18 protein-coding genes are annotated in these 19,379 nt (G+C 71.6%); 7 read left to right on the top strand and 11 right to left on the bottom strand.

Features of this window, described 5'->3' with window-relative positions:
• Nucleotides 1–125 precede the first annotated feature (125 nt).
• Genes ABT085_RS27725 through ABT085_RS27710 form a run of 4 tightly spaced genes read right to left on the bottom strand, consistent with a single transcriptional unit; the run spans nucleotide 126 to nucleotide 4,309 of the window.
• A complete protein-coding gene (locus tag ABT085_RS27725; protein ID WP_351613476.1) occupies nucleotides 126–731 on the bottom strand; it encodes a GTP-binding protein in 606 nt (201 codons plus the stop codon).
• On the bottom strand, nucleotides 718–1,248 hold the full coding sequence (locus tag ABT085_RS27720; RefSeq protein WP_351613473.1) for a DUF742 domain-containing protein: 531 nt from the start codon (nucleotides 1,246–1,248) through the stop codon (nucleotides 718–720). The genes ABT085_RS27725 and ABT085_RS27720 overlap by 14 nt, the downstream gene beginning before the upstream one ends.
• Before the next feature lie 38 nt (nucleotides 1,249–1,286).
• Nucleotides 1,287–1,763: a roadblock/LC7 domain-containing protein gene (locus ABT085_RS27715; protein WP_351613471.1), complete on the bottom strand. Its 477-nt coding sequence runs from the start codon at nucleotides 1,761–1,763 to the stop codon at nucleotides 1,287–1,289.
• Nucleotides 1,760–4,309 carry a sensor histidine kinase gene (locus ABT085_RS27710; RefSeq protein WP_351613468.1) on the bottom strand — a complete coding sequence of 850 codons (2,550 nt, stop codon included), beginning with the start codon at nucleotides 4,307–4,309 and terminating at the stop codon, nucleotides 1,760–1,762. Before ABT085_RS27710 ends, ABT085_RS27715 begins: the two co-directional genes overlap by 4 nt.
• Nucleotides 4,310–4,644: 335 nt before the next feature.
• Between ABT085_RS27710 and ABT085_RS27705 the strand changes: the two genes are divergently transcribed.
• A complete protein-coding gene (locus ABT085_RS27705) occupies nucleotides 4,645–5,601 on the top strand; it encodes an ABC transporter substrate-binding protein (RefSeq protein ID WP_351613465.1) in 957 nt (318 codons plus the stop codon).
• A gap of 73 nt (nucleotides 5,602–5,674) precedes the next feature.
• Here ABT085_RS27705 and ABT085_RS27700 read toward each other — a convergent pair whose 3' ends face one another.
• From ABT085_RS27700 to ABT085_RS27685, 4 genes are all read right to left on the bottom strand, one after another.
• The gene (locus ABT085_RS27700; RefSeq protein ID WP_351613479.1) at nucleotides 5,675–7,024 is read right to left on the bottom strand and encodes a glycoside hydrolase family 43 protein; all 1,350 of its coding nucleotides are present in this window, start codon (nucleotides 7,022–7,024) and stop codon (nucleotides 5,675–5,677) included.
• 245 nt (nucleotides 7,025–7,269) lie between these two features.
• On the bottom strand, nucleotides 7,270–7,725 hold the full coding sequence (locus ABT085_RS27695; protein WP_351613462.1) for a tellurite resistance TerB family protein: 456 nt from the start codon (nucleotides 7,723–7,725) through the stop codon (nucleotides 7,270–7,272).
• Nucleotides 7,726–7,934: 209 nt separating this feature from the next.
• Nucleotides 7,935–8,423 (bottom strand): DUF6114 domain-containing protein, encoded by a 489-nt coding sequence (locus ABT085_RS27690; RefSeq protein WP_351613459.1) that lies wholly within the window; start codon nucleotides 8,421–8,423, stop codon nucleotides 7,935–7,937.
• Nucleotides 8,424–8,427: 4 nt separating this feature from the next.
• Nucleotides 8,428–9,120 carry a DUF6230 family protein gene (locus tag ABT085_RS27685; protein WP_351613457.1) on the bottom strand — a complete coding sequence of 231 codons (693 nt, stop codon included), beginning with the start codon at nucleotides 9,118–9,120 and terminating at the stop codon, nucleotides 8,428–8,430.
• Nucleotides 9,121–9,773: 653 nt separating this feature from the next.
• Here ABT085_RS27685 and ABT085_RS27680 point away from each other — a divergent pair.
• Nucleotides 9,774–10,418, top strand: coding sequence for a Tat pathway signal sequence domain protein (locus ABT085_RS27680; protein WP_351613455.1), 645 nt, complete (start codon nucleotides 9,774–9,776; stop codon nucleotides 10,416–10,418).
• Between the two features lie 18 nt (nucleotides 10,419–10,436).
• Here the strand turns inward: ABT085_RS27680 and ABT085_RS27675 are convergent, their stop codons facing one another.
• Entirely contained in the window at nucleotides 10,437–11,390 is a 954-nt protein-coding gene (locus ABT085_RS27675) for a lytic polysaccharide monooxygenase auxiliary activity family 9 protein (protein ID WP_351613452.1), read from the bottom strand.
• A gap of 260 nt (nucleotides 11,391–11,650) precedes the next feature.
• Nucleotides 11,651–12,301: a ScbR family autoregulator-binding transcription factor gene (locus ABT085_RS27670; protein ID WP_351613449.1), complete on the bottom strand. Its 651-nt coding sequence runs from the start codon at nucleotides 12,299–12,301 to the stop codon at nucleotides 11,651–11,653.
• A 183-nt stretch (nucleotides 12,302–12,484) separates the two neighbouring features.
• Between ABT085_RS27670 and ABT085_RS27665 the strand changes: the two genes are divergently transcribed.
• The 4 genes from ABT085_RS27665 to cyc2 all read left to right on the top strand — a co-directional run bounded on the left by ABT085_RS27665 (nucleotide 12,485) and on the right by cyc2 (nucleotide 17,623).
• Nucleotides 12,485–13,387 (top strand): ScbA/BarX family gamma-butyrolactone biosynthesis protein, encoded by a 903-nt coding sequence (locus tag ABT085_RS27665; RefSeq protein WP_351613446.1) that lies wholly within the window; start codon nucleotides 12,485–12,487, stop codon nucleotides 13,385–13,387.
• Nucleotides 13,388–13,457: 70 nt separating this feature from the next.
• Nucleotides 13,458–14,105: a ScbR family autoregulator-binding transcription factor gene (locus ABT085_RS27660; protein ID WP_351613444.1), complete on the top strand. Its 648-nt coding sequence runs from the start codon at nucleotides 13,458–13,460 to the stop codon at nucleotides 14,103–14,105.
• A gap of 27 nt (nucleotides 14,106–14,132) precedes the next feature.
• Nucleotides 14,133–15,311, top strand: coding sequence for a damage-control phosphatase ARMT1 family protein (locus ABT085_RS27655; protein ID WP_351613441.1), 1,179 nt, complete (start codon nucleotides 14,133–14,135; stop codon nucleotides 15,309–15,311).
• 152 nt (nucleotides 15,312–15,463) lie between these two features.
• The gene (gene cyc2, locus ABT085_RS27650; protein ID WP_351613438.1) at nucleotides 15,464–17,623 is read left to right on the top strand and encodes a germacradienol/geosmin synthase Cyc2; all 2,160 of its coding nucleotides are present in this window, start codon (nucleotides 15,464–15,466) and stop codon (nucleotides 17,621–17,623) included.
• Here the strand turns inward: cyc2 and ABT085_RS27645 are convergent.
• The gene (locus ABT085_RS27645) at nucleotides 17,604–18,341 is read right to left on the bottom strand and encodes a CTP synthase C-terminal region-related (seleno)protein (RefSeq protein WP_351613436.1); all 738 of its coding nucleotides are present in this window, start codon (nucleotides 18,339–18,341) and stop codon (nucleotides 17,604–17,606) included. The two genes, cyc2 and ABT085_RS27645, sit on opposite strands and share 20 nt — an antisense overlap.
• Nucleotides 18,342–18,429: 88 nt before the next feature.
• On the opposite strand from ABT085_RS27645, the gene ABT085_RS27640 reads away from it, so the two are divergent.
• Complete coding sequence (locus ABT085_RS27640; RefSeq protein WP_351613430.1) at nucleotides 18,430–19,323, top strand: LysR family transcriptional regulator; 894 nt, start codon at nucleotides 18,430–18,432, stop codon at nucleotides 19,321–19,323.
• Nucleotides 19,324–19,379 lie beyond the last annotated feature (56 nt).

The following is a 19,379-nucleotide window of genomic DNA, read 5'->3' as shown; positions in this document are numbered from 1 at the left end:
CGCCTTGCAGCCGGACGCTCCCCCAGCTCTCGGCTCCGCTCGAGCCGGGGGCACTCCCATGACCCCGCTCACCCGGGCTGATACGGCACCGCAGCTTTCCTGCGACTTGATCCGCCGGACAGGTCCTAGGCCGCGCCCTCGGTGCGGGCCAGCGCCAGCTCCAGCACGACGAGCAGCGCGTCCCGCACCGAACCCTGTTCGCGGGCGTCGAACACCGACAGCGGGGTGCCCTCGGCGATGTCGAGGGCCCAGCGGACCTCGTCCAGCGAGTGCTCCACCTTCCCGTCGAAGGCGTTGACCGCCACCGCGAAGGGGATGCCCTTGTGCTCGAAGTAGTCCACGGCCGCGTAACAGTCGTCCAGGCGGCGGGTGTCGACGATGACCAGCGCGCCGACCGCGCCCTCGACGATGTCGTCCCACATGAACCCGAACCGCTCCTGCCCGGGGGTGCCGAACAGGTACAGCTTCAGGGTGGGGTCGATGGTGATGCAGCCGAAGTCCATCGCGACCGTGGTCGTGGTCTTCTGCGGGGTGTGGGTGAGGTCGTCCACTCCGGCCGCGACCTCGGTGATGGCGGCCTCGGTGGTCAGCGGCTCGATCTCGGAGATGGAGCCGACGGCGGTGGTCTTGCCCACGCCGAAGCCGCCCGCGATCACCATCTTCACCGGCAGCGGCGGCCGTACGGTGCGCTGCGCGGCCGCGCCCCGGGTGAGCGGTTCAGTCGGTGTCACGGAGTATTCCTCGGGAGTCGGGGATGGCCCGCAGGCCTTCGATAACCCTGCGCAGGACGGACGCGCCGTGGGTGACGCCCGCGTCCGGCACATGCACGCTCAGCTGCCCGGCGCGGCGCAGGTCCTCGGCGAGGACCCGCACCACGTTCAGGTGCAGCCGCAGCCTGGCCGCGATCTCCGCGATGGACTGCGGCTGCCGGCAGGCGGCGACGATGTCGTGCCGCTCGAAGGAGAGCCGGTCGAGCCCGTCGAGTCCGGCGACCGTGGTCACCAGCTGGGTCTCGACGGGCATCGTCCGTCCGGACTCGGCCTCTCCCGAGCCCGCCACCCGCCCGGCGGTGACCAGGAACGGCCGCACGGCGGAGGCGGGTCCGACCGGAACCGGTTCGGCGGCCGGGACCGGGTCCGGTGCCGGATCGGCGGCCGGGACCGGGTCCGCCTCCGCGGCCGGCTCCGTGACCGGGTCCGGCCCCGCGACCGGGTCCGGCTCCGGAGGTGGTGCGGCGCCGTCCGCCATGGGGAGCTCTCTTTTCTCTCGCGACCGGCGGCGGCCGGTCAGCGCCGGGACGCCGCGCCGACGCTGTTCTTGAGTTCGAGCACGAGCTGGGGGCTGAGCGCGGCGCCCGCCCGGTTGGCGAACACCGTCATCTCGTACGCGATGTTGCCCAGCTTGGCCTCCTTGTCGGTGACCACACCGAGCACCGCGCCGCTGCCGATCGCGGAGACCAGCACATGGCCGCCCTCGAGGTCGATGATGACCTTGTTCAGACCGCCCAGACCGTAGTTGCCCGAGGCGCCGGCGGCCAGACTGGTGATGCCGGAGACGATCGCCGCGAGACGCTCGGAGTCGGCGTGCTCGCGCAGTTCGGAGACGGCGATGAGCAGTCCGTCGGAGGACACCGCGATCGCGTCGACCACACCTGCGGTCTCCGTGGCGAAACGATTGAGCAGCCAGGTGAAGTCGGCTGCGGCGGCCTGCAGATCGGTCGGCGCGGCCTCGCCCGACGGGGTGTCACCTGTCGACGTACTCACTGCTCGGCTCCTTCCGGGAGGTGGTTCGGGTCGTGCGGGTCAAGAGTGGTCGGGACCGGCTGGGCCGGCAGGGGATTCGAGGCGGTGTCCTGGTGGGCGCGTTCCACGGCCGCCTCGAACTCCTCCAGCGCGGAGCGGACGGCGTCGGCGTCGTCCGGCACGGCGGTCTGCCGCGCGGCCTGCTGCCCGGCGTCCGCGGTGGTACGGAGGGTGGCGCCGCGCACCCGACGGCGCAGCGGCCGGGCCTCGCCGCTGCCGTCGGCACCGCGGGCGGACGCCGTGGACCCGGCACGGGGTGCGGGGATGTGCGGAGCCGGCCGGTCCGTGGTGTCCGTCTGCGGAGCGTCCGCGGGGTCCTGCTCGCGCCGCGGGACACGGCGGGGGAGGGCGCCGGGGTGCTCGTCGGCCGGTTCGTCCGCCGACGCCACGGCGGAGGGCGAAGGCCTGGGTCCGGAGGCGGCGGCCGCACCCGCGGTGGTGTCGGGGTGGGCCGTGTCGGAGGACCCGGCCGGGCCGCCGGAGGCCACCGCGCTCATCGTCAGCAGCAGCGACGAAGGGATCGTCACCTCGGCGGTCACACCGCCGCCCCGGGTACGGGACAGGTCGACCCCGACCTCCCAGCGCCGGGCCAGCGTGCCCACCACGAAGAGGCCGAGCACCTTCGTCGGCACCAGGTCCAGCCGCTCGCGGCGGATCAGGCGGCCGTTCTCCTCGGCGAGCCGTTCGGCGCTCATGCCCAGACCGTGGTCGGCGACCGTGATGGTCGCGCCGGTGTCCCCGGAGCGCACGGTCACCTCCACGGGACTGCCCGCGGGCGAGAACGACACGGCGTTCTCCAGGAGTTCGGCGACCATCAGGGTCAGGTCGCCGACCAGGTCCGGTTCCACCATGACCGTGGTCCCGGCGTGCAGCTCGACCCGGTGGAAGTCCTCGATCTGGCCGAGCGCGGCCCGTACGACGTTGGCGAGGGCGGTGGGTCCGGAGGACAGTACGGTCTCGCGGATGCCGGCCAGCAGCATCAGGCTGTCCGCGTTGCGGCGCAGCCGGACCGCGATGTGGTCGATGGAGTAGAGGTGTTCGAGGAGCGCCGGGTCGGTCTCGCCGCGCTCGACGGAGTCGATCAGCGCCAGCTGCCGGGTGGTGAGGTTGCTGACCCGGCGGCCCATGTTGCCGAACATCTCGGCGACGTTGCGGCGGCTGAGCACCTGACGCTCCAGCAGCGCGACCGCGGTGGTCTGCACCCGGTTGAAGACCTCGGCCAGCTCGCCGATCTCGTCGTGGGCGGTGACGGGTATCGCGCGCAGCAGCGGCGGGCCCTCGGCCTCGGCGTCGTCGTCCGCCACGCGGGCGAGCTCGCGGCCGGCCACGTCGGCGACCTCCTGCGCGGCCCCGGTGAGCGCCTGCACCGGACGGACCACGGAGCGGCGGACCGCCACGGAGAAGGCGATCCAGGCGGCGAACCCGATCAGCGCCAGGCTCAGCAGCAGACCGGCGCGCCACTGGGCGCCGGTGGAGGCGTCGTCGGCCCGGTCGGCGATCTGGTCGATCAGCGAGGTGGTGATCTTCAGCCGGTCCTGGGCCTGTTGCAGATAGCCCGGATAGGAGTCGATCGAGTCCTGGAGCGCCGCGCGGATCTGCGCGGTGGTCTCGGCCTGGAGCGCGCTGGGGTCGATCTGGAGTTCGGCGTAGTGCTGGGTGATGGCGGCCTGCGCACCGGTGTGCTCGATGCCGCCGAGCTCGTCGGCCTGCTCCTCGGTGGCGAACTGCGCGAACCGTTCGGCCTGGTAGGTGTACAGCTCGTAGGAGCCGACCGCCCCCGTGAACTCGATGAGCGCGTTGGTGTCACCGGTGCGCGCCGAGAGCACTCCGGTCTCGAAGGCGCCGTGCGCCGCGTCGGCGCGCAGCAGCGAGTCGAGCAGGGTGCCGGTGAAGGTGGCGGCCAGGTCGGCGTCGCGGTCCAGGCCGAGGCCGTTGATGAGGCCCTCGGCGGCGCCCGCGTACGCCGGGTCGATGTTGTCGGCGGGCAGATAGCCCTGCTCGATGGTGTTCCGCAGGTTCTCCAGACCTTCGACCTCGCGCAGGGCCTGCGCCTCGGCGGCCGGCAGCCGGTCGCCGAAGGTGTCGCGCACCTTCTCGACCTGGGTGTCCACGGCCAGCTGCGCCATGCGGTAGGCCTCGGACGAGGGCGTGCCGCCGTCGTACGCCGCCTGGTGCCGTACGGACAGCAGGATGGCCTGCTGGTGCTCGGCCTGCACCCGGCCGACGAGCTGCGCGACCTGGGTGCTGTCGCGGACCAGCTGGGCCGCCGACGCGGCGCCGGAGGACTCCTGCACCAGGTCGCTGATGAGGTAACCGAGCAGGACGGCGACCACGGTGAGCGGAACGCCGACGAGGATGTTGAGCTTGCGCCTGAAGGGCCACCGGTCGGCGAAGTCCCGAACGCTCCCGCGTCCGGGCGGGGCCGGTGGTGCCGACCGTGGGGATCCCCCCTGCTCGGGCGAGGCCGAGAGCCTGGGGGAGGACGCGTCCACCTGATTCGTGGACACCGGGCCTCCTTCACGGGTGCTGCGCGGTGCGTGCTGTGTCGCGTGACCGGTTTCGATCGTCTCAAAAGGGGTGTCGTGCCTCGCGAGCTGCCTGGAGACTACCTGTTCATTGATCGATCAAGGACCTCGCTCTACGTCAAGATCCGATCACAACCCGTCTGTCGAGGCCCTATGTCCGGCTCGTTCATGCAGCGTTTACAACGCGGCGCTTATCGAAGCAAATCGGTGACCGGAATCCCCTTGACTGATCACGAACACGCTGGATTGGATCAGGAGAGCTCTGTACCGACCGCACCACCGCAAGGTCCGCCAACTCCGAACCCGGAACGGGAATCGTGACTTCCAACGCCCACAGCAGCACGTTCATCCGGAGACACCCCGGCGCGGCCGCCGTCGCGCTCGCCGCGGCGACGGCCCTGCTGGCGGGATGTTCCTCCTCCGACGGTTCCGACGACCCGCTGGCGGAGGGCAAGACGGACGGCAAGTCGGTCGTCGTCGGCTCCAACAACTTCGCCGAGAGCATCCTGCTCGCCGACATCTACGGCGAGGCCCTGAAGGCCAAGGGCGTCGAGGTCACCTACAAGCCGAACATCGGCAGCCGTGAGACGACCTACGGCCTGCTCAAGAACGGCTCCATCACCGTGCTGCCCGAGTACAACGGCGCGCTGCTGGCCTACCTCGACGCGAAGGCCGCGCCGAAGACGATCGAGGCCACGACGGCCGCGATCGGCGCGAAGCTGGACGCCAAGCTCGAACTGCTCGACCCGGCACCGGCGCAGGACAAGGACTCCGTCACGGTCAACGCGGAGACCGCCAAGAAGTACAACCTGACGTCCCAGTCCAGCATCGCCGACCTCAAGGGCGTGGCGAAGGACCTGGTCCTCGGCGCCTCGCCGGAGTTCCAGACCCGGCAGCAGGGCCTGGTGGGCCTGAAGTCCGTGTACGGCCTGGAGTTCAAGTCCTTCAAGGCGCTGGACGCGGGCGGCCCGCTGACCCAGGCCGCGCTGAAGAAGAACACCGTGCAGGTCGCGGACCTCTTCACCACCGACGCGACCATCACGCAGGAGAAGCACGTCGTCCTCCAGGACCCGGAGAACCTCTTCGGGTTCGAGAACGTGCAGCCGCTCGTCTACAAGGGCGGGCTCTCCAAGGAGGGCGCCGCCGCGCTCAACGCGGTCTCGGCCAAGCTCGACACCGAGACGCTGCTCGCCCTGGACGCGAAGGTGCAGCTGGAGAACAAGGACCCGCTGGACGTCGCGAAGGAATGGCTGGCCTCGGTCGGCCTGGCCTGAGCCCACGGCCCGCCGCCGCCCCCGCCGACGGCAGGGGCGGCGGCGCGCTTCGCCCGGCAGGCGGTACGAGCGCTCAGTGGCCGACGCGGAAGGTCGCGTCCTGCTGCTCGGTGGCCGTGGACACGGGGTCGATGCGCAGGACGTAGTCCGAGTGGCGGATGTACCGCGTCGGGTAGTTGTACGAGCGGAACGACGACCAGCTCGCGTCCGCCAGTCCCGCCGTCCGGTAGTACGTCGCGTCCTGGGCGAACACCGACGTGCCGTCGTCGGCGTCCAGCCGCAGCCGGTAGTCGGAGTGCCGCAGGTACCTGGTCGGGTAGTTCACCGACCGGAAGGAGACCCCGGCGCTGTCGGCCAGCCCCGGGACCAGCTTCCACTGCGAGTCCGCGTACGGGTCGAAGGGATACTCGTCGATCCGGCCCACGTAGTCGGAGTGGCGGACGTAACGGGCCGGGTAGTTGTAGGACTTCAGCCGGTTCCAGGCCGGAGCACCCCATTGGGCCAGCAGGCCGGTGTACTCGGCCGTGGTGATCGGCTGGATCGTGGCGTGCTTGGAGTTCACCGGCTGGGTGTACGTCCGCTGGTCCAGCGCGGTCCAGGTGCCGGCCGACAGGCTGCTGCTCTGCCAGGCGTAGAAGACGCCGTTCGGGGTGTACGTGTCGCCCCAGAGCCACCAGGACCCGCTCGTCGGCGACTTGACGAGGATCGGCGCCTCCGTGCCGCCGTGCGCGACGCCGGTACTGAAGGCGGTGAAGCTGCCCGGGGTGAGCGACGTGGACCGCGCGCCCACCAGGGACTGCGCCGAACTCGACTTGAAGTAGAGGTAGTTGACGCCGTTCACGCCCACGGCCAGGTCGCCGTCGATGACGTCGTAGCCCGGGTCGAAGAACACCTGGGGGGCGGACGCGGTGACGAAGTCGGTCGTGTAGTTGACCATGATGACGTTGTGGCCGCTGCCGTTGACGGCCGAGTAGATGATCCCGTACCGGCCGCGTCCGGCGTCCCAGTAGGCCTCGGGCGCCCAGCTGTGGGTGTTCATGTCGTGCAGTTTCAGCCGGTGGTAGCCGGTGAAGGTGCGCAGGTCGGCCGAGTTCCAGACATGGACGTACTGGCTGACGTAACTCCAGTCGGTGCCCTTCAGGTCGGTGGCGAGCACGACGAACGTGCCGTCCTGCTTGCGCAGGATGAAGGGGTCGCGCAGACCGCCGGCGCCCTCGGTGGGGGTGACCACGGGGTTGTTCTGGTTCAGCGGGGTCCAGTTCAGCGCGTCCGTACTGACGGCCAGATGCAGGCCGTAGTCGGTGCCGGTGCCGCTCGGGGACTCGGTGAAGTAGCCCATGACGTAGGCCGAGTCGGCGGCACGGGCGGTTCCGGCGCCCAGGGCGAGCGCGCCGGAGAGGGCGAGCGGCACGGTGGCGCTCATGCCGAGGAACGTGCGGCGGGACGCGTGGGGGGCTGCGGGCACGGGTTCTCCAGAGGGGGTGGGGGGTGCGCCTTCGGGGTGACATCCATTCGAAATATCGAACTAGGTTCGGCAAGTCGGTCAGAAAGTAGGAGTGTGGCGCGTGCACGTCAATCTTTCGGGCGGGCTTGGCCGGATCCGGACGGCAGCCGGAGGCCGGAGCCGGGGACCGGGGGCGGACCCCCGTTCCCCGGGCGGCGGGTGGATCAGAGGTCGAACTCGTGCGGCGGCAGTTCCAGCGTGAAGCACGCCTCGCGCACCACGGCCTGCTCCGTCTTGTCGAAGTCGCCGTCGGCGCCGCCGATGACGATGCCGATCTGGATCACGGCGCGCGCCTCGGCGGGCTTCTTCTTCGCCTTGGCGACCTCCTGCAACACGCTGACCTTGCCGAACGCGAAGTCGGCCGTCAGCTTGTCCAGGTTCTCCTCGAAACGCCGGCGCAGATCGTCGGCGGGGAAGTTCTGCAACACCTCGTTGGTGGCGATGAGCTGGGCGACGCGCTGCCGCTCGGCCGGGTCCACGGTGCCGTCCGCCGCCGCGACCAGGGCGCACATCGCCATGCTCGCGTCGCGGAAGGCGCCGCTCTTGAGGTCGTTCTTCTTCGCCACGAGCTGGGTCTGCATCGTCGACGCGGACTCCTTGATGCGGTCCCACAGGGCCATGAGAACTCCAGATGTCGGTAGTCGTCAGTGCTGTGTGCTGATGAGTTCCGTGGAGCGCGAGCGGTGCTTCGCGCCGCCTGCCTCTACAGCACCGTAGAAACTAACGAGCCGGAGGATAAGTTCCGGTGACCTACGGACATCCGGGACGGCGGCGGGTCCGGCGGGAGGCCCGGTCCGCCCGGGCCGCCGGCCGGACCCGCCCGCCGGTGTCAGGCGGGCCCGCCCGCTCCGTTCAGACCGTTCAGCGAGGCGTCCCCGCCCTGTCGCGGCGGCTGCGCCCGATGCTCCTGCGCCGCCGCCTCCCGCCTGCGGTCGCGGCGGCTGCGCCGCGGCTCCTGGTCCGGAAGCCAGCCGAAGGCGAGGCAACTGCCGGTCACCCCGAGGAGCAGGCCGATGAAGAAGCCCCCCAGGTTGGAGGTGACCCAGGTGCCCAGGGTGATCAGGACGCCGGTGATCGAGTAGAAGAGCCGCTGCGTCGGGTTGAAGAGGATCAGCAGCCCGCACAACACCATGAGCACAGGCAGCAGATAGCCCGCGAGGCCCTGCATGCCGATGTGCACGACGACCTTCAGCGACGCCTTCTCGGTCAGCAGGATCCACGTACCGCCCAGGGCGAGCAGCAGCCCGCCCCAGAACGGCCGCTGGGCCCGCCAGGCTCGGAAGGCGGACCGCGGTGACTGCCGTGGACGGTTCGGCATGGGCTCAGCAGGCCTTGTCGCTGAAGTTCAGGTGCAGGTTCGGCAGGGTGAACACACCGGCCGTGGTGGCGTAGTTCGTCTGCCGCAGGTTGTCGATGTGCACGGTGTCGGCCTGCTGGCTGAAGACGCCGATCGGGCCCTTGACGCCCGCCTTGTTGAGCTCGCTGGCGTCGTTGCCGATCTCGATGCCGTGGAACTCGGCGTCGCCGGACAGCAGCGTGGAGTCGGTGGTCAGGTCGACGGCGTGCACCCGGTCCTTGCCGTCACCCGCGGTGATGTGCAGGTTGATGCCGCCGAGGTCGACGCTCTGGCACAGCTTGGTGAGGTGGGCGTCCTTGATGGCCGAGGTGACGACCAGTACCTGCCCGCCGGTGTCGCCCGCGTTGGGGCTGCCGTCCGCCATGTTGTCCAGGGCGCCGAACTGCTCGAACCCGGTGCCGTCGAGCTCGGTCGCGGTGACGGTGAAGGGCATACCGGAGATCGAGAACTGCACGCCGAGGGCCCCCTGCGCGGTCAGGACCGCCAGGCCGGCGGCGACCAGGGTGGCGGGTACCGCCATCACCGCGGCCCGGCGCATACGGACGCGTCCGCGTCGGCCGGATCCGGCGGCGACCGACGCCGTCGCGGCCGCGGAACCGCTTTCCGGGTTCTCGGGGGTGTTGTCTTCGGACGGTGTGACGTCCGGGGACGAGGCCATGTCTGCTCCCGTGGGCATAGTCAGTGCGGGTTGGGCTTCAGTGGCGCGTTGTCCTGGCGCGGACAGCGGCTGCGGCGCACGCCTCCTTGCGACTCCCGGCTCTCACAAGGGCTTTCACGGTTACGCAGCAGTAGCCGCCGAGGAAGTTACCGATGGTTACAGTCAAGGGTCAAGAGAGATGTGGAAAAAGGGTGTCGATTGTGCTTCACCTATGGATCAAGGAATTCGGAAGGCGTTACGGCAACCGAGGGATTACGCCAACTTCCTTGTCCGTGCTTGACGTTGACGGAGCATCAGGTCTACAACTCTCGTTGGCTCAGCCCGGATCCGTGGCGCCGGATCCCTGACGCGGCGACTGCCCGCGTTCCCGGCCTCCGTCCCCAGTGACCCACGAGTCCGCATTCCTCTCGGCGCCGCCACGGCCGCCTTCCGGCGAACCGTGACCGGTCGCCCTTTCCGCCCGGCCCGGCCGCCGGCTCCCCCACGGTCGTCGGCCCCGGCCGGCGGCTGCTGTTGCCGGCCCGTCACGTACGGAGAAGGCGTCACGGGTCGGCAATGGCGGACGCCCGAGCGCGTCCTTACCGACCCACCCCCCACGCTGCCCGACCCGCAACCCCCCGCAACACCCCCCACTTCGGAGAAGAGGCACCCGCATGCGCACACGCACCCTCCTCACGCTCGTCGGCACCGTGGCGGCCCTGGCGCTGCCGATGGCCGGAACCGCCTCGGCGGACGACGTCGCGGTCCTGACCGCCGGCGGCAACCCGGTCGCGAGCGGCGACACCCTCGTCGCGAACCTGGCGAGCGGCACCAGTGCCACCCTCTACTCGAGCGCGACCGGAACGAGCGGCATCTCCTGCACCTCGTCGCAGTTCACCGCCACGGTCGGCGACAACCCCGCCGCGCCGGGCACCGCCACCGAGTCCCTGGCGTCGCACACCTTCGCCGCCGCCAGCTGTTCCAGCAACGTCATCGGGGTGCTCGGCGTCACCAGCATCACGGTCGACAACCTGCCGTACACCACCGCCGTGTCCTCCGACGGCACGGTCACCGTGACCCCGGCGGCCGGATCCACCATCCAGACCACGGCCAAGCTGCGCACCCTGCTCGGCTCGATCACCTGCGTCTACCAGGCCCCGTCGCTCTCCGGCACGGCGAGCAACACCGACAGCAGCATCTCCTTCGTCAACCAGCAGTTCACCAAGGTGTCCGGCTCGTCCCTGTGCTTCGCCAACGGCTACTTCACCGCGAAGTACGCCCCGGTGACGGACGGAGGCGTCGCGGTCACCGTCAACTGACCTTCCCCACGGGGAGGTTCAGCGCCGTCGCAGACGGCTGAAGAGGGCGGCGCCCCCGGTGAGCACCAGCACCGCGGCGGCGCCGCCCGCCAGCAGCGGAGCGGAGGGCCCCGACCCGGCGTCGGTGCCGGCCGCCACCGGCGTGCTGTCGGCCGCCGCGGCCACGGCGGCCGGCTCCGAGGTCCGCGCCGCCGCCGGCGTCGACACGCCCGCGGACGGGGTCGCGCTCCGGTGCGCCGACGCGGAGGGCGACGGACGGGTGCTCGTGTGCGCCGGCGCGCTCGCGGGCGCCGTGGTCCTCGCGGCCGAGGTGGCCTTCGAGGACGTCGCGGCCTTCGGGAACACCACGTCCGAGCAGGAGTAGTAGGTGTCCGGGGTGCTGCTGGTCTGCCAGATCGTGTACAGCACCTGGTGTCCCGTCCGGTCCGAGGGGAGCCGGGCCGAGAAGTGGTACGCGCCGTTGGACAGCTTCGGGTCCGTGATCTGGGCGAACGGCTGCGTGGGCAGATCCGACCAGGTCAGCGACTTCGACGGGTCGTAACCGGGCTTCGTCAGGAACAGCTTGAACGTGCCGGCGTGCGCGATCGTCGCGGTGTACGTCATCGTCAGCGTCCCGCCCGGGGACACGCGCGTGGCCGGGAAGTCCGCGCGGGCGAGGTCGAGGCCTTTGTACGAGGCCAGGCCGCCACTGCACAGCTTCCCGTCGGGAATGGTCTGCCGGTCCCGGCCGCCCACGTTCGGGACCCGGATGTCGTCCCAGGCGGCGAAGCTCTGCCCGCTCGCGGCCGCGGCCGCCCGGCAGGCCGCGTTCCCGGCCGAGCCGCCCTCGGGCGAGCAGGCGAACGCCCGGCTGGCCGGACCGGTGGGCGCGCCGTGCGCCAGGGCGGGTGCCGCGGTCCACAGGCTCAGCAGGAGCGGGGTCACGGCGGTGGCCGCCAGGGCGGTGCGGCGGTGTGCGGTCATCCGGGACATCCGGAACGTCTCCTCGGCGGGCGCGGGAACGGTTCTGTTGTGTCCAGTACGGCGCCCGGGGCCTGCGCGTTCAGCCGAGGGCGAAGCGCGGCCCGGTGACCGGTACACCAGGGGCCACCCGATGACGGCTACACCGGGCGCCGCCCGGTGACGGCTACCCTCGGCGCCGCCCGGTGACGGGGGCTCCGGGCGGCGCCGCCCGCCGGGGCGACGCGCGGTCATGCACCAACGGCCGCCCGCCGCACGTGATGTGCCGTCCGTTACGTCGCGACCGGTGCGTCGGCGTCCGCCAGGATCCGGGCGCCCCGGTCGGCGCCGCTGTCCAGCGCGGGCAGCAGGCCCGGCACCGCGATGCTGGGCAGCATGTGCGTCCACAGCACCGACAGCCGCTCGGCCAGGTCCGCGCGGCCGGTCAGCGCCCGCGACATCAACTGGATGCCGGTGAACGCGCCGACCAGCAGCTCCACCGTGTCCCGCGGCCGCACGGTGGGCAGCAACTCGCCCTGGGCGCGCGCCTCTTCCATCAGTTCCGTCAGGCGGCCTGCCCACTGCCGGAACGGTTCCGCGAAGTCGATGCCGGACGGCGTCGCCTGGTCGACCGCGAGCCGGACACTGCCCCGCAGCAGGGAGTTGCTCAGCAGCCGCATGCCCACGACGAAGGTCATGTCGATGATCTCCTGCAACTTGCAGGGCTGGGACGGCACGGCGCCGAACGGCACCTGCTCGTCGAGCACCGCCTGGGCGAGGGACTCCTTGGAGGAGAAGTGGAAGTACAGGGCGCCCTTGGTGACTTCGGCCCGCTCCAGCACCATGGCGATGGTGGTGGTGGTGTAGCCGTGCTCGTCGAAGACCGCGCCGGCGGCTTCCAGGATCGCCCGGCGCGTCCTGATGGCGCGCTCCTGCCTTGCCATAACAGCCCCTCCGCACCGCCGAGTCGGCCGACCCCCGCGATCGAGTGCCGGATCGGCCCGATCATCGGGCGTCGTCCACTGATCTGATTGAAAACAAACCGGTCGCCTCGTACTCTAACGCTTATTCGATCGGGCACTTGGCCGTCCGCCATGGCCTTCGGGGGAGACCGTAGGGAGAGGGACATGCCGAGACCTCGCCGGAGAGTCGAGACCCCGTCCATGACGGCGACCGTCGCCCGCGAACTCGTCCACCGCGCGGCGGTGGCGGAGACCCTCCTCACCGACTGGAAGCGGACCGAGGCCGACCGTTTCCAGGTGTCGGCGCAGTGGCCGCGAGCCCATGAGTTGCACGTCTCCTGCGACCGTACCGCGTACGACCCGCTCCTGGTCGTGGAGACCGTACGGCAGAGCGGGACACTGATCGCGCACACCGAGTACGACGTGCCCCTGGGGCACCAGTTCGTGCTCGACGACTTACGGGTGGAGACGTCCGCCCGGCATCTGGCCGTCGGCGTGCTGCCTGCCGAACCGATCCTCGACATCACCTTCACCGACGTCCGCTACCGGGGCGCACGCCTGGCCGGCGCCCGCTACACGGCGGAGGTCCACTGCGCGGGCGAGCAAGTGGCTTACGCCGACGTCGGTTTCACCTGCCTCAGCACGGCCGTCTACGAGCGGCTGCGGGCCGGCCGCACCATCGGTGCAGCCCCGGACCGGCCGCCGCGGACCGGACTGCCGCCGGCCGGTGTGGCCCGGGTCCGGCCCGCCGACGTCGTGCTGTCCCCGACGGACGGCCCGGACCGCTGGGAACTGCGGGTGGATACCGCCCATCCCGTTTTCTTCGACCACCCGCTGGACCATGTGCCGGGGATGCTGCTCCTGGAAGCGGCCCGGCAGGCGGTCCTGTGGTGGTCCGACCGGAAACGGGACCCGGTCTCCTACCATGCGCGTTTCCACCGGTACGCCGAACTGGACAGCCCGGTCTGGGTAGGCCTGACCTGCCAGGACGACGGGACGCTGCAAGTCGTGGGCGAACAGGGCGAGTCGACGATCTTTGAATGCCTGGTGGGTACGGCGGGGCGGTGAGTTATCGTGTGCGGGGAGTCAAAACAAACGGCATGACCCGTTCTTTACGGCCCCTGGGAGTGTCCAACCGATGGCGAGGCAGTTACGCGCCGAGCAGACCCGCGCGACGATCATCACGGCCGCCGCTGACCTGTTCGACCGGCGCGGCTACGAGTCGACAAGCCTGAGCGACATCGTCGAGCACGCGCAGGTCACCAAGGGCGCCCTGTACTTCCACTTCGCGGCCAAGGAGGACCTGGCGCACGCCATCCTGGAACTCCAGTCGCAGGCCTCGCGGCAGGTGGCCGGCCAGATCGACGGCCGGGGCTATCCGTCCCTGGAGGCGCTGATGCGGATCACCTTCGGCATGGTGCGCCTGTCCGTCGAGGGGCCCATCACCCGGGCCGGACTGCGGCTCGCCACCGGGGGCGTCGAGGTGCGGCCGCCGCTGTCGCACCCGTTCACCGAGTGGCTCGACATGATCACCCGCCGGCTGCTCGGCGCGGTCCGCGAGTCCGACGTGCACCCGGACGTGGACGTCAACGCCGTCGCCCACTCCCTCGTCTCGTTCTTCGTCGGCACCCGGGTCGTGGGCCGCTCCCTGGAACCCGTGGCCCGGCTGCCGCGCCGCGTGGCCGAGATGTGGCGGGTACTGATCCGGGGCCTGGTGCCGGTGCCGCGACGGCCGAGATACCTGACCCTCGTCACCCGGCTGGAGCGGGAGATCGGCGCGGTGTGACCGGGCACGGCCGATACGGTGAGCCGTATGCCCGAGACCCCCGTCCCGCCCGTGATCCTGGGCGACGAACCCGGCTCCTTCCCGTACGGCGTGCTCGCCGAGCGGCACCCCGCGATCATCCGCCAGGTGCGCGACGCCCTTCCCTACGACCCCGACGTGCGCCGCGCGCTCGACGCGCTCCTGGAGAACTGCACCAAGGGCGTCATCGAACCGCTTCCCGGCGACGCGCACGACCTGGACCGGTGGCGGACCTGGGGCCTGGACACCTACGCGGGCCGGTCCTGGTTCGAGGTGCCGTGGCTGTGGTCGGAGAGCTACTTCTACCGCCAACTCCTCGAAGCCACCGGGTACTTCGCGCACGGACCCTGGCAGGGCATCGACCCCTTCCGCCCCTCCAAGCTCGCCGAGCTGGCCGCCCCGGAGACGGACGCCGAACTGGCCGCCCTCGACGGCCTGGCGGAGCGCCCGGCCGACGAGCAGGCGAAGGCCCTGCTGCACGGCTCGCTCTGGGGCAACCGCGCCGACCTCGGGTTCCGGCTGTCCGACCCCGGCGGCCCCGCCACCGGGACCACCCCGGCACTGGTCGCCGACGCCGGGGCGGCCCTGTGGTCGCTGCTGCCGCCCGGCGGCACCGGCACGCTCTGTCTGGTCGCCGACAACGCGGGCCGCGAACTCGTCCCCGACCTGCTCCTGGTGGCCCGGCTGCTCGAGGAGGGGCGGGCGGAGCGGGCGGTGCTGCACATCAAGCCGTACCCGTACTACGTCTCCGACGCCACCACCGCCGACGTGCTCGACGCGGTCCGCCGGCTCACCGAGGCGCCGGGCGCGGCCGCCGGGCACGGGCGGCGCGTGCGGGACGCGCTGAGCGACGGCCGCATCGAACTGCGCGCCCACCCCTTCGCCTGCGCCCCGCTCGGGTACGCGGAGATGCCCGCCGAGCTGTACCGGGAGTTCGGCGCCGCCGACCTGACCGTCTTCAAGGGCGACCTCAACTACCGTCGGCTGGTGGGCGATCGCCGATGGCCGCCGACCACCCCGTTCGCCGAGGTCACCGCCTACTTCCCCGGGCCGGTCGCCGCCCTGCGCACCCTCAAGTCCGAGGTGGTCACCGGACTCGACGCCGCCACCCGCGACGCGCTCGACGCCGCCGAGGGGCAGCGCTGGCGCACGAGCGGACGGCACGCGCTGATCCAGGTGAGGGGCTGAGGCGGCCGCACCACCGGGCGGGCTGCGGACGAGGGCCCGGCGGGGGAGCGTACCGGCCGGGAGATCAGGCCGGTTCGGACCCGATTCACGCGATGGTGTGATCATGTCCGGCCGGGTGGATGCGGCTCTCAGGGCCCGGGTAGGGCCCGGCCATGACGCAGCCGTTCGAACTCCCGCACTTCTACATGCCGTACCCCGCGCGGTTGAACCCGCACCTCGACGAGGCGCGCGCCCACTCGACCCGGTGGGCGCGCGAGACGGGCATGCTGGAGGGGTCCGGGATCTGGGAGCAGGCCGATCTCGACGCCCACGACTACGGCCTGCTCTGCGCCTACACCCACCCCGACTGCGACGGCCCCGCGCTGTCGCTGATCACCGACTGGTACGTGTGGGTGTTCTTCTTCGACGACCACTTCCTCGACATGTTCAAGCGCACCCCGGACCGCGCCGCGGCCAAGGCCCACCTGGACCGGCTGCCACTGTTCATGCCGCTCGACCCGGCAACTCCCGTGCCGCAGCCGCAGAACCCGGTCGAGGCCGGGCTCGCCGACCTGTGGGCGCGTACCGTGCCGTCGATGTCCGCCGCCTGGCGACGCCGCTTCGCCGTCGCCACCGAGCACCTGCTCAACGAGTCGATGTGGGAGCTGTCCAACATCGACGAGGGGCGGATCGCCAACCCCGTCGAGTACATCGAGATGCGCCGCAAGGTGGGCGGCGCACCCTGGTCGGCGGGTCTCGTGGAGTACGCCACCGCCGAAGTGCCCGAGTCCGTCGCCGGATCGAGGCCGCTGCGGGTGCTGATGGAGACCTTCTCCGACGGTGTGCACCTGCGCAACGACCTGTTCTCCTACCAGCGGGAGGTGCAGGACGAGGGCGAGAACAGCAACGGGGTGCTGGTCCTGGAGACCTTCTTCGACTGCACCACACAGCAGGCCGCCGACATCGTCAACGACATCCTCACCTCACGGCTGCACCAGTTCGAGCACACCGCCGTGACCGAGGTGCCCGCCCTCGCCGTGGACCGGGCGCTGACCCCCGGCGAGATCGCGGCGGTGGCGGTGTACACCAAGGGGCTCCAGGACTGGCAGTCCGGCGGTCACGAATGGCACCTGCGGTCCAGCCGGTACATGAACCAGGGCGCCCGGGCCGTGCCGTTCTGGCACGGCCCGACCGGACCCGGCACCTCCGCCTCGGACATCGGCGCGCTGCTCGCCGTCGCCGCCGCGGAACGCCTGCGCGCCCACGCGCACGTGCCGCGCCAGAAGGTGGGCCCCAGCCTGCTGCCCGACCTCCGGATGCCGTTCGCGGTGGAGCTCAGCCCGCACCTCGACGGGGCCCGCCACCGGCTGACCGGCTGGATGCACCGCGTCGGCATGCTGGCGGAGGGCGTGTGGGACGAGGACCGCCTTGCCGCGGCCGATCTCCCGCTGTGCGCGGCGGGCCTCGACCCGGACGCGTCCCCCGAGGCCCTCGACCTCAGCTCGCGGTGGCTGGCCTGGGGGACCTACGGCGACGACTTCTTCCCCCTCGTCCTCGGACAGCGCGGCGACCTCGCCGGCGCCCGGCAGGCCGTCCGGCGGCTGTCCGGCTGCATGCCCCTCGCCGGGGAGGCGGCCACCGTGCCCGCCTGCGCGCTGGAGCGCGGGCTGACCGAGCTGTGGGCGTGCACCACGGCCGGGATGACCGCCGAGGCCCGCGCCACGCTCAGGGAGTCCGTGGACAGGATGACCGAGAGCTGGCTGTGGGAGCTGGGCAACCAGCTCCAGAACCGGATCCCCGACCCCGTCGACTACCTGGAGATGCGGCGGGCCACCTTCGGCTCCGACCTCACCCTGAGTCTGTGCCGGCTCGGCCACGGCCCCGCCGTCCCGCCGGAGGTGTACCGCAGCGGGCCCGTCCGCTCCCTGGAGAACGCGGCCGTCGACTACGCCTGCCTGCTCAACGACGTCTTCTCCTACCAGAAGGAGATCGAGTACGAGGGCGAGATCCACAACGCCGTCCTCGTCGTGCAGAACTTCTTCGGCTGCGACTACCCGGCCGCCCTGCGCGTGGTCGCCGACCTGATCAACCAGCGCATGTGCCAGTTCGAACATGTCGTCGCGCACGAACTGCCCGTCCTCTACGACGACTTCGCCCTCTCGGAAGAGGCGCGCGCGGTGATGCGGGACTATGTGTCCGACCTGGAGAACTGGATGGCGGGCATCCTGAACTGGCACCGCACGGTCGACCGCTACAAGTCCGGTTATCTGGCCCGCCGTTCGCACGGCTTCCTGCCGTACCGCCCGCCCGCGCTCACCCCAGCGGCAGGCTGAACCCCCCTTCCCGCGACGCGTGTTCCACGGCCGCCCGCGCCAGCGCCCTGACCATCGGGTGCGGGCGCGAACCGTCGTCGGACAGCTCCGGCTGGAAGAGGGACATCAAGTAGAAGGGATGGCCGGGCAGTTCCGCGATCCGGACCTGGCCGTCCTCGTCGTGGCCGGAGAAGCGCAGCCCGTGGGCGCGCAGCGTGTCGAGGTGACGGGAGGGGCCGTACATGCAGAAGTAGCGCTCCACGGTGTGCTCCGCGCCGATCACGGACTCGGCCAGCGAACCCGGCTCGACCGTCACCGCCGCCTGGTGGCCCACCAGCGAGCAGGCCAGCGGCTCGATCAGGAAGTCGTCGGCCCCGGGGTCGTTCTCGGCGTGCGCCACCCGGGCCAGTCCGCAGACGTCACGGGCGAACTCCAGCAGCGCGTGCTGGAACCCGCCGCACGTGCCGAGGAACGGGATGCCCTCCTCGCGTGCGGTCCGGATCGCGGACAGCACGCCCGCCTCGCTGCGGTACGGGCTGCCCGGCACCACCCACACCGCGTCGAAGCCGCGTACCGCGCCCTCGGCGGTGGCGTCCTCGGAGGGGATCCAGTAGGCGTCGAGGACGAGCCGGTCGCGTTCCGCCAGGGCGTCCAGCAGAAGGGGGATACGGGCGTGCGAGGCGACCTGGGGGGAGCGGTCGCCGACCAGGGCGATCCTCGCCGTGCGGGTGTGCGTCATGCACCTCATCCTGGGCGCGCCCGCAGTTCACGTCCAACGATGATTCCTGCATGCTCGATAAGCGCTGCTGATGGCATGCTGAGGCGGCATGGACCCGCATCTCCTGCGCACCTATGTGACCGTGGCCCGCCTCGCCTCCTTCTCGGCGGCCGCCCGCGAGCTGGGCTACACCCAGTCCGCGGTCTCCCAGCACATCGCCGCGCTGGAACAGGACCTCGGCACCGACCTGCTCACCCGGCGCCCGGTCGTCCCCACTCCGGCCGGCGAGCGGCTCCTGGAGCACGCGGGCCCGCTGCTGCTGCGCCTGGCGGCGGCCCGCGCGGACGTCGTACGCAGGGCGGCCGCGCCCGAGCAGGGGCTGACGCTCGCGACCACCCCGACCGCCCTGGGCCCCCGTACCGTCGCGGCGCTCCCGCGGGCCGGGGTGACCCTGCGGGTGCTGGCCCGCGACGAGGTGCCCGAGGTCGTCGCCGCCGGCCGCGCGGACCTCGGACTGGTCGACGGACTGGCCGCCCCCAGCGATCCGCTGCGGCTGCCCGACGTGGCACCCCTGACGGTGTACGGAGTCGCTGAGGAGTCCGTCTGCGTCCTGCTGCCCGACACCCATCCGCTGGCCGGCCGTTCGGGGCTGCGCCTCGGCGACCTCGCCGATGCCCGCTGGCTGGACGCGCCCGACGCGGGGCTGCCGCTGGCCCAGCTCCGGGCCGCCGCGGGCGGGTCCGGCTTCCGTCCGGCGCTGCGGTACGACGGGACGGACGTCCGTGTCCTCGTGGCCCTGGCGGCCGCGGGGCACGGGCTGACCCTGCTGCCCCGGGCGGCCGCCACCGGGGTGCCGGGCATTGTCGCCGTGCCGCTCACACAGCCGCGGGTCGTGCACCGCACCGAACTGGTGCACCTGGGCACACCGGGCGGCCCGGCGGCCCGGCTGGCGGCGGCGCTGCTCGACGGCGGGGCCGCCGGGACGCCGGTGCGACGAGGGTGAGGCGAGCGGGGCGGCCGGGTCGGCTGCCGCAAGCGTAAGGACGTCCAGGCCGGCCC

Origin of the sequence: Streptomyces sp. NPDC002265, assembly GCF_040296125.1 — a bacterium.
Lineage (GTDB): Bacteria > Actinomycetota > Actinomycetes > Streptomycetales > Streptomycetaceae > Streptomyces.
This window is presented reverse-complemented; position numbering and strand designations above follow the sequence as displayed.

Excerpts from the sequence above, each read along its gene's own strand:
- ABT085_RS27685 (WP_351613457.1), bottom strand. The coding sequence starts at position 9,120 with ATGGCCTCGTCCCCGGACGTCACACCGTCCGAAGACAACACCCCCGAG.
- ABT085_RS27640 (WP_351613430.1), top strand. The coding sequence starts at position 18,430 with ATGGACCCGCATCTCCTGCGCACCTATGTGACCGTGGCCCGCCTCGCC.
- ABT085_RS27655 (WP_351613441.1), top strand. The coding sequence starts at position 14,133 with ATGCCCGAGACCCCCGTCCCGCCCGTGATCCTGGGCGACGAACCCGGC.
- ABT085_RS27695 (WP_351613462.1), bottom strand. The coding sequence starts at position 7,725 with ATGGCCCTGTGGGACCGCATCAAGGAGTCCGCGTCGACGATGCAGACC.
- ABT085_RS27680 (WP_351613455.1), top strand. The coding sequence starts at position 9,774 with ATGCGCACACGCACCCTCCTCACGCTCGTCGGCACCGTGGCGGCCCTG.
- ABT085_RS27700 (WP_351613479.1), bottom strand. The coding sequence starts at position 7,024 with ATGAGCGCCACCGTGCCGCTCGCCCTCTCCGGCGCGCTCGCCCTGGGC.
- ABT085_RS27670 (WP_351613449.1), bottom strand. The coding sequence starts at position 12,301 with ATGGCAAGGCAGGAGCGCGCCATCAGGACGCGCCGGGCGATCCTGGAA.
- cyc2 (WP_351613438.1), top strand. The coding sequence starts at position 15,464 with ATGACGCAGCCGTTCGAACTCCCGCACTTCTACATGCCGTACCCCGCG.
- ABT085_RS27665 (WP_351613446.1), top strand. The coding sequence starts at position 12,485 with ATGCCGAGACCTCGCCGGAGAGTCGAGACCCCGTCCATGACGGCGACC.
- ABT085_RS27645 (WP_351613436.1), bottom strand. The coding sequence starts at position 18,341 with ATGACGCACACCCGCACGGCGAGGATCGCCCTGGTCGGCGACCGCTCC.
- ABT085_RS27675 (WP_351613452.1), bottom strand. The coding sequence starts at position 11,390 with ATGTCCCGGATGACCGCACACCGCCGCACCGCCCTGGCGGCCACCGCC.
- ABT085_RS27720 (WP_351613473.1), bottom strand. The coding sequence starts at position 1,248 with ATGGCGGACGGCGCCGCACCACCTCCGGAGCCGGACCCGGTCGCGGGG.
- ABT085_RS27660 (WP_351613444.1), top strand. The coding sequence starts at position 13,458 with ATGGCGAGGCAGTTACGCGCCGAGCAGACCCGCGCGACGATCATCACG.
- ABT085_RS27690 (WP_351613459.1), bottom strand. The coding sequence starts at position 8,423 with ATGCCGAACCGTCCACGGCAGTCACCGCGGTCCGCCTTCCGAGCCTGG.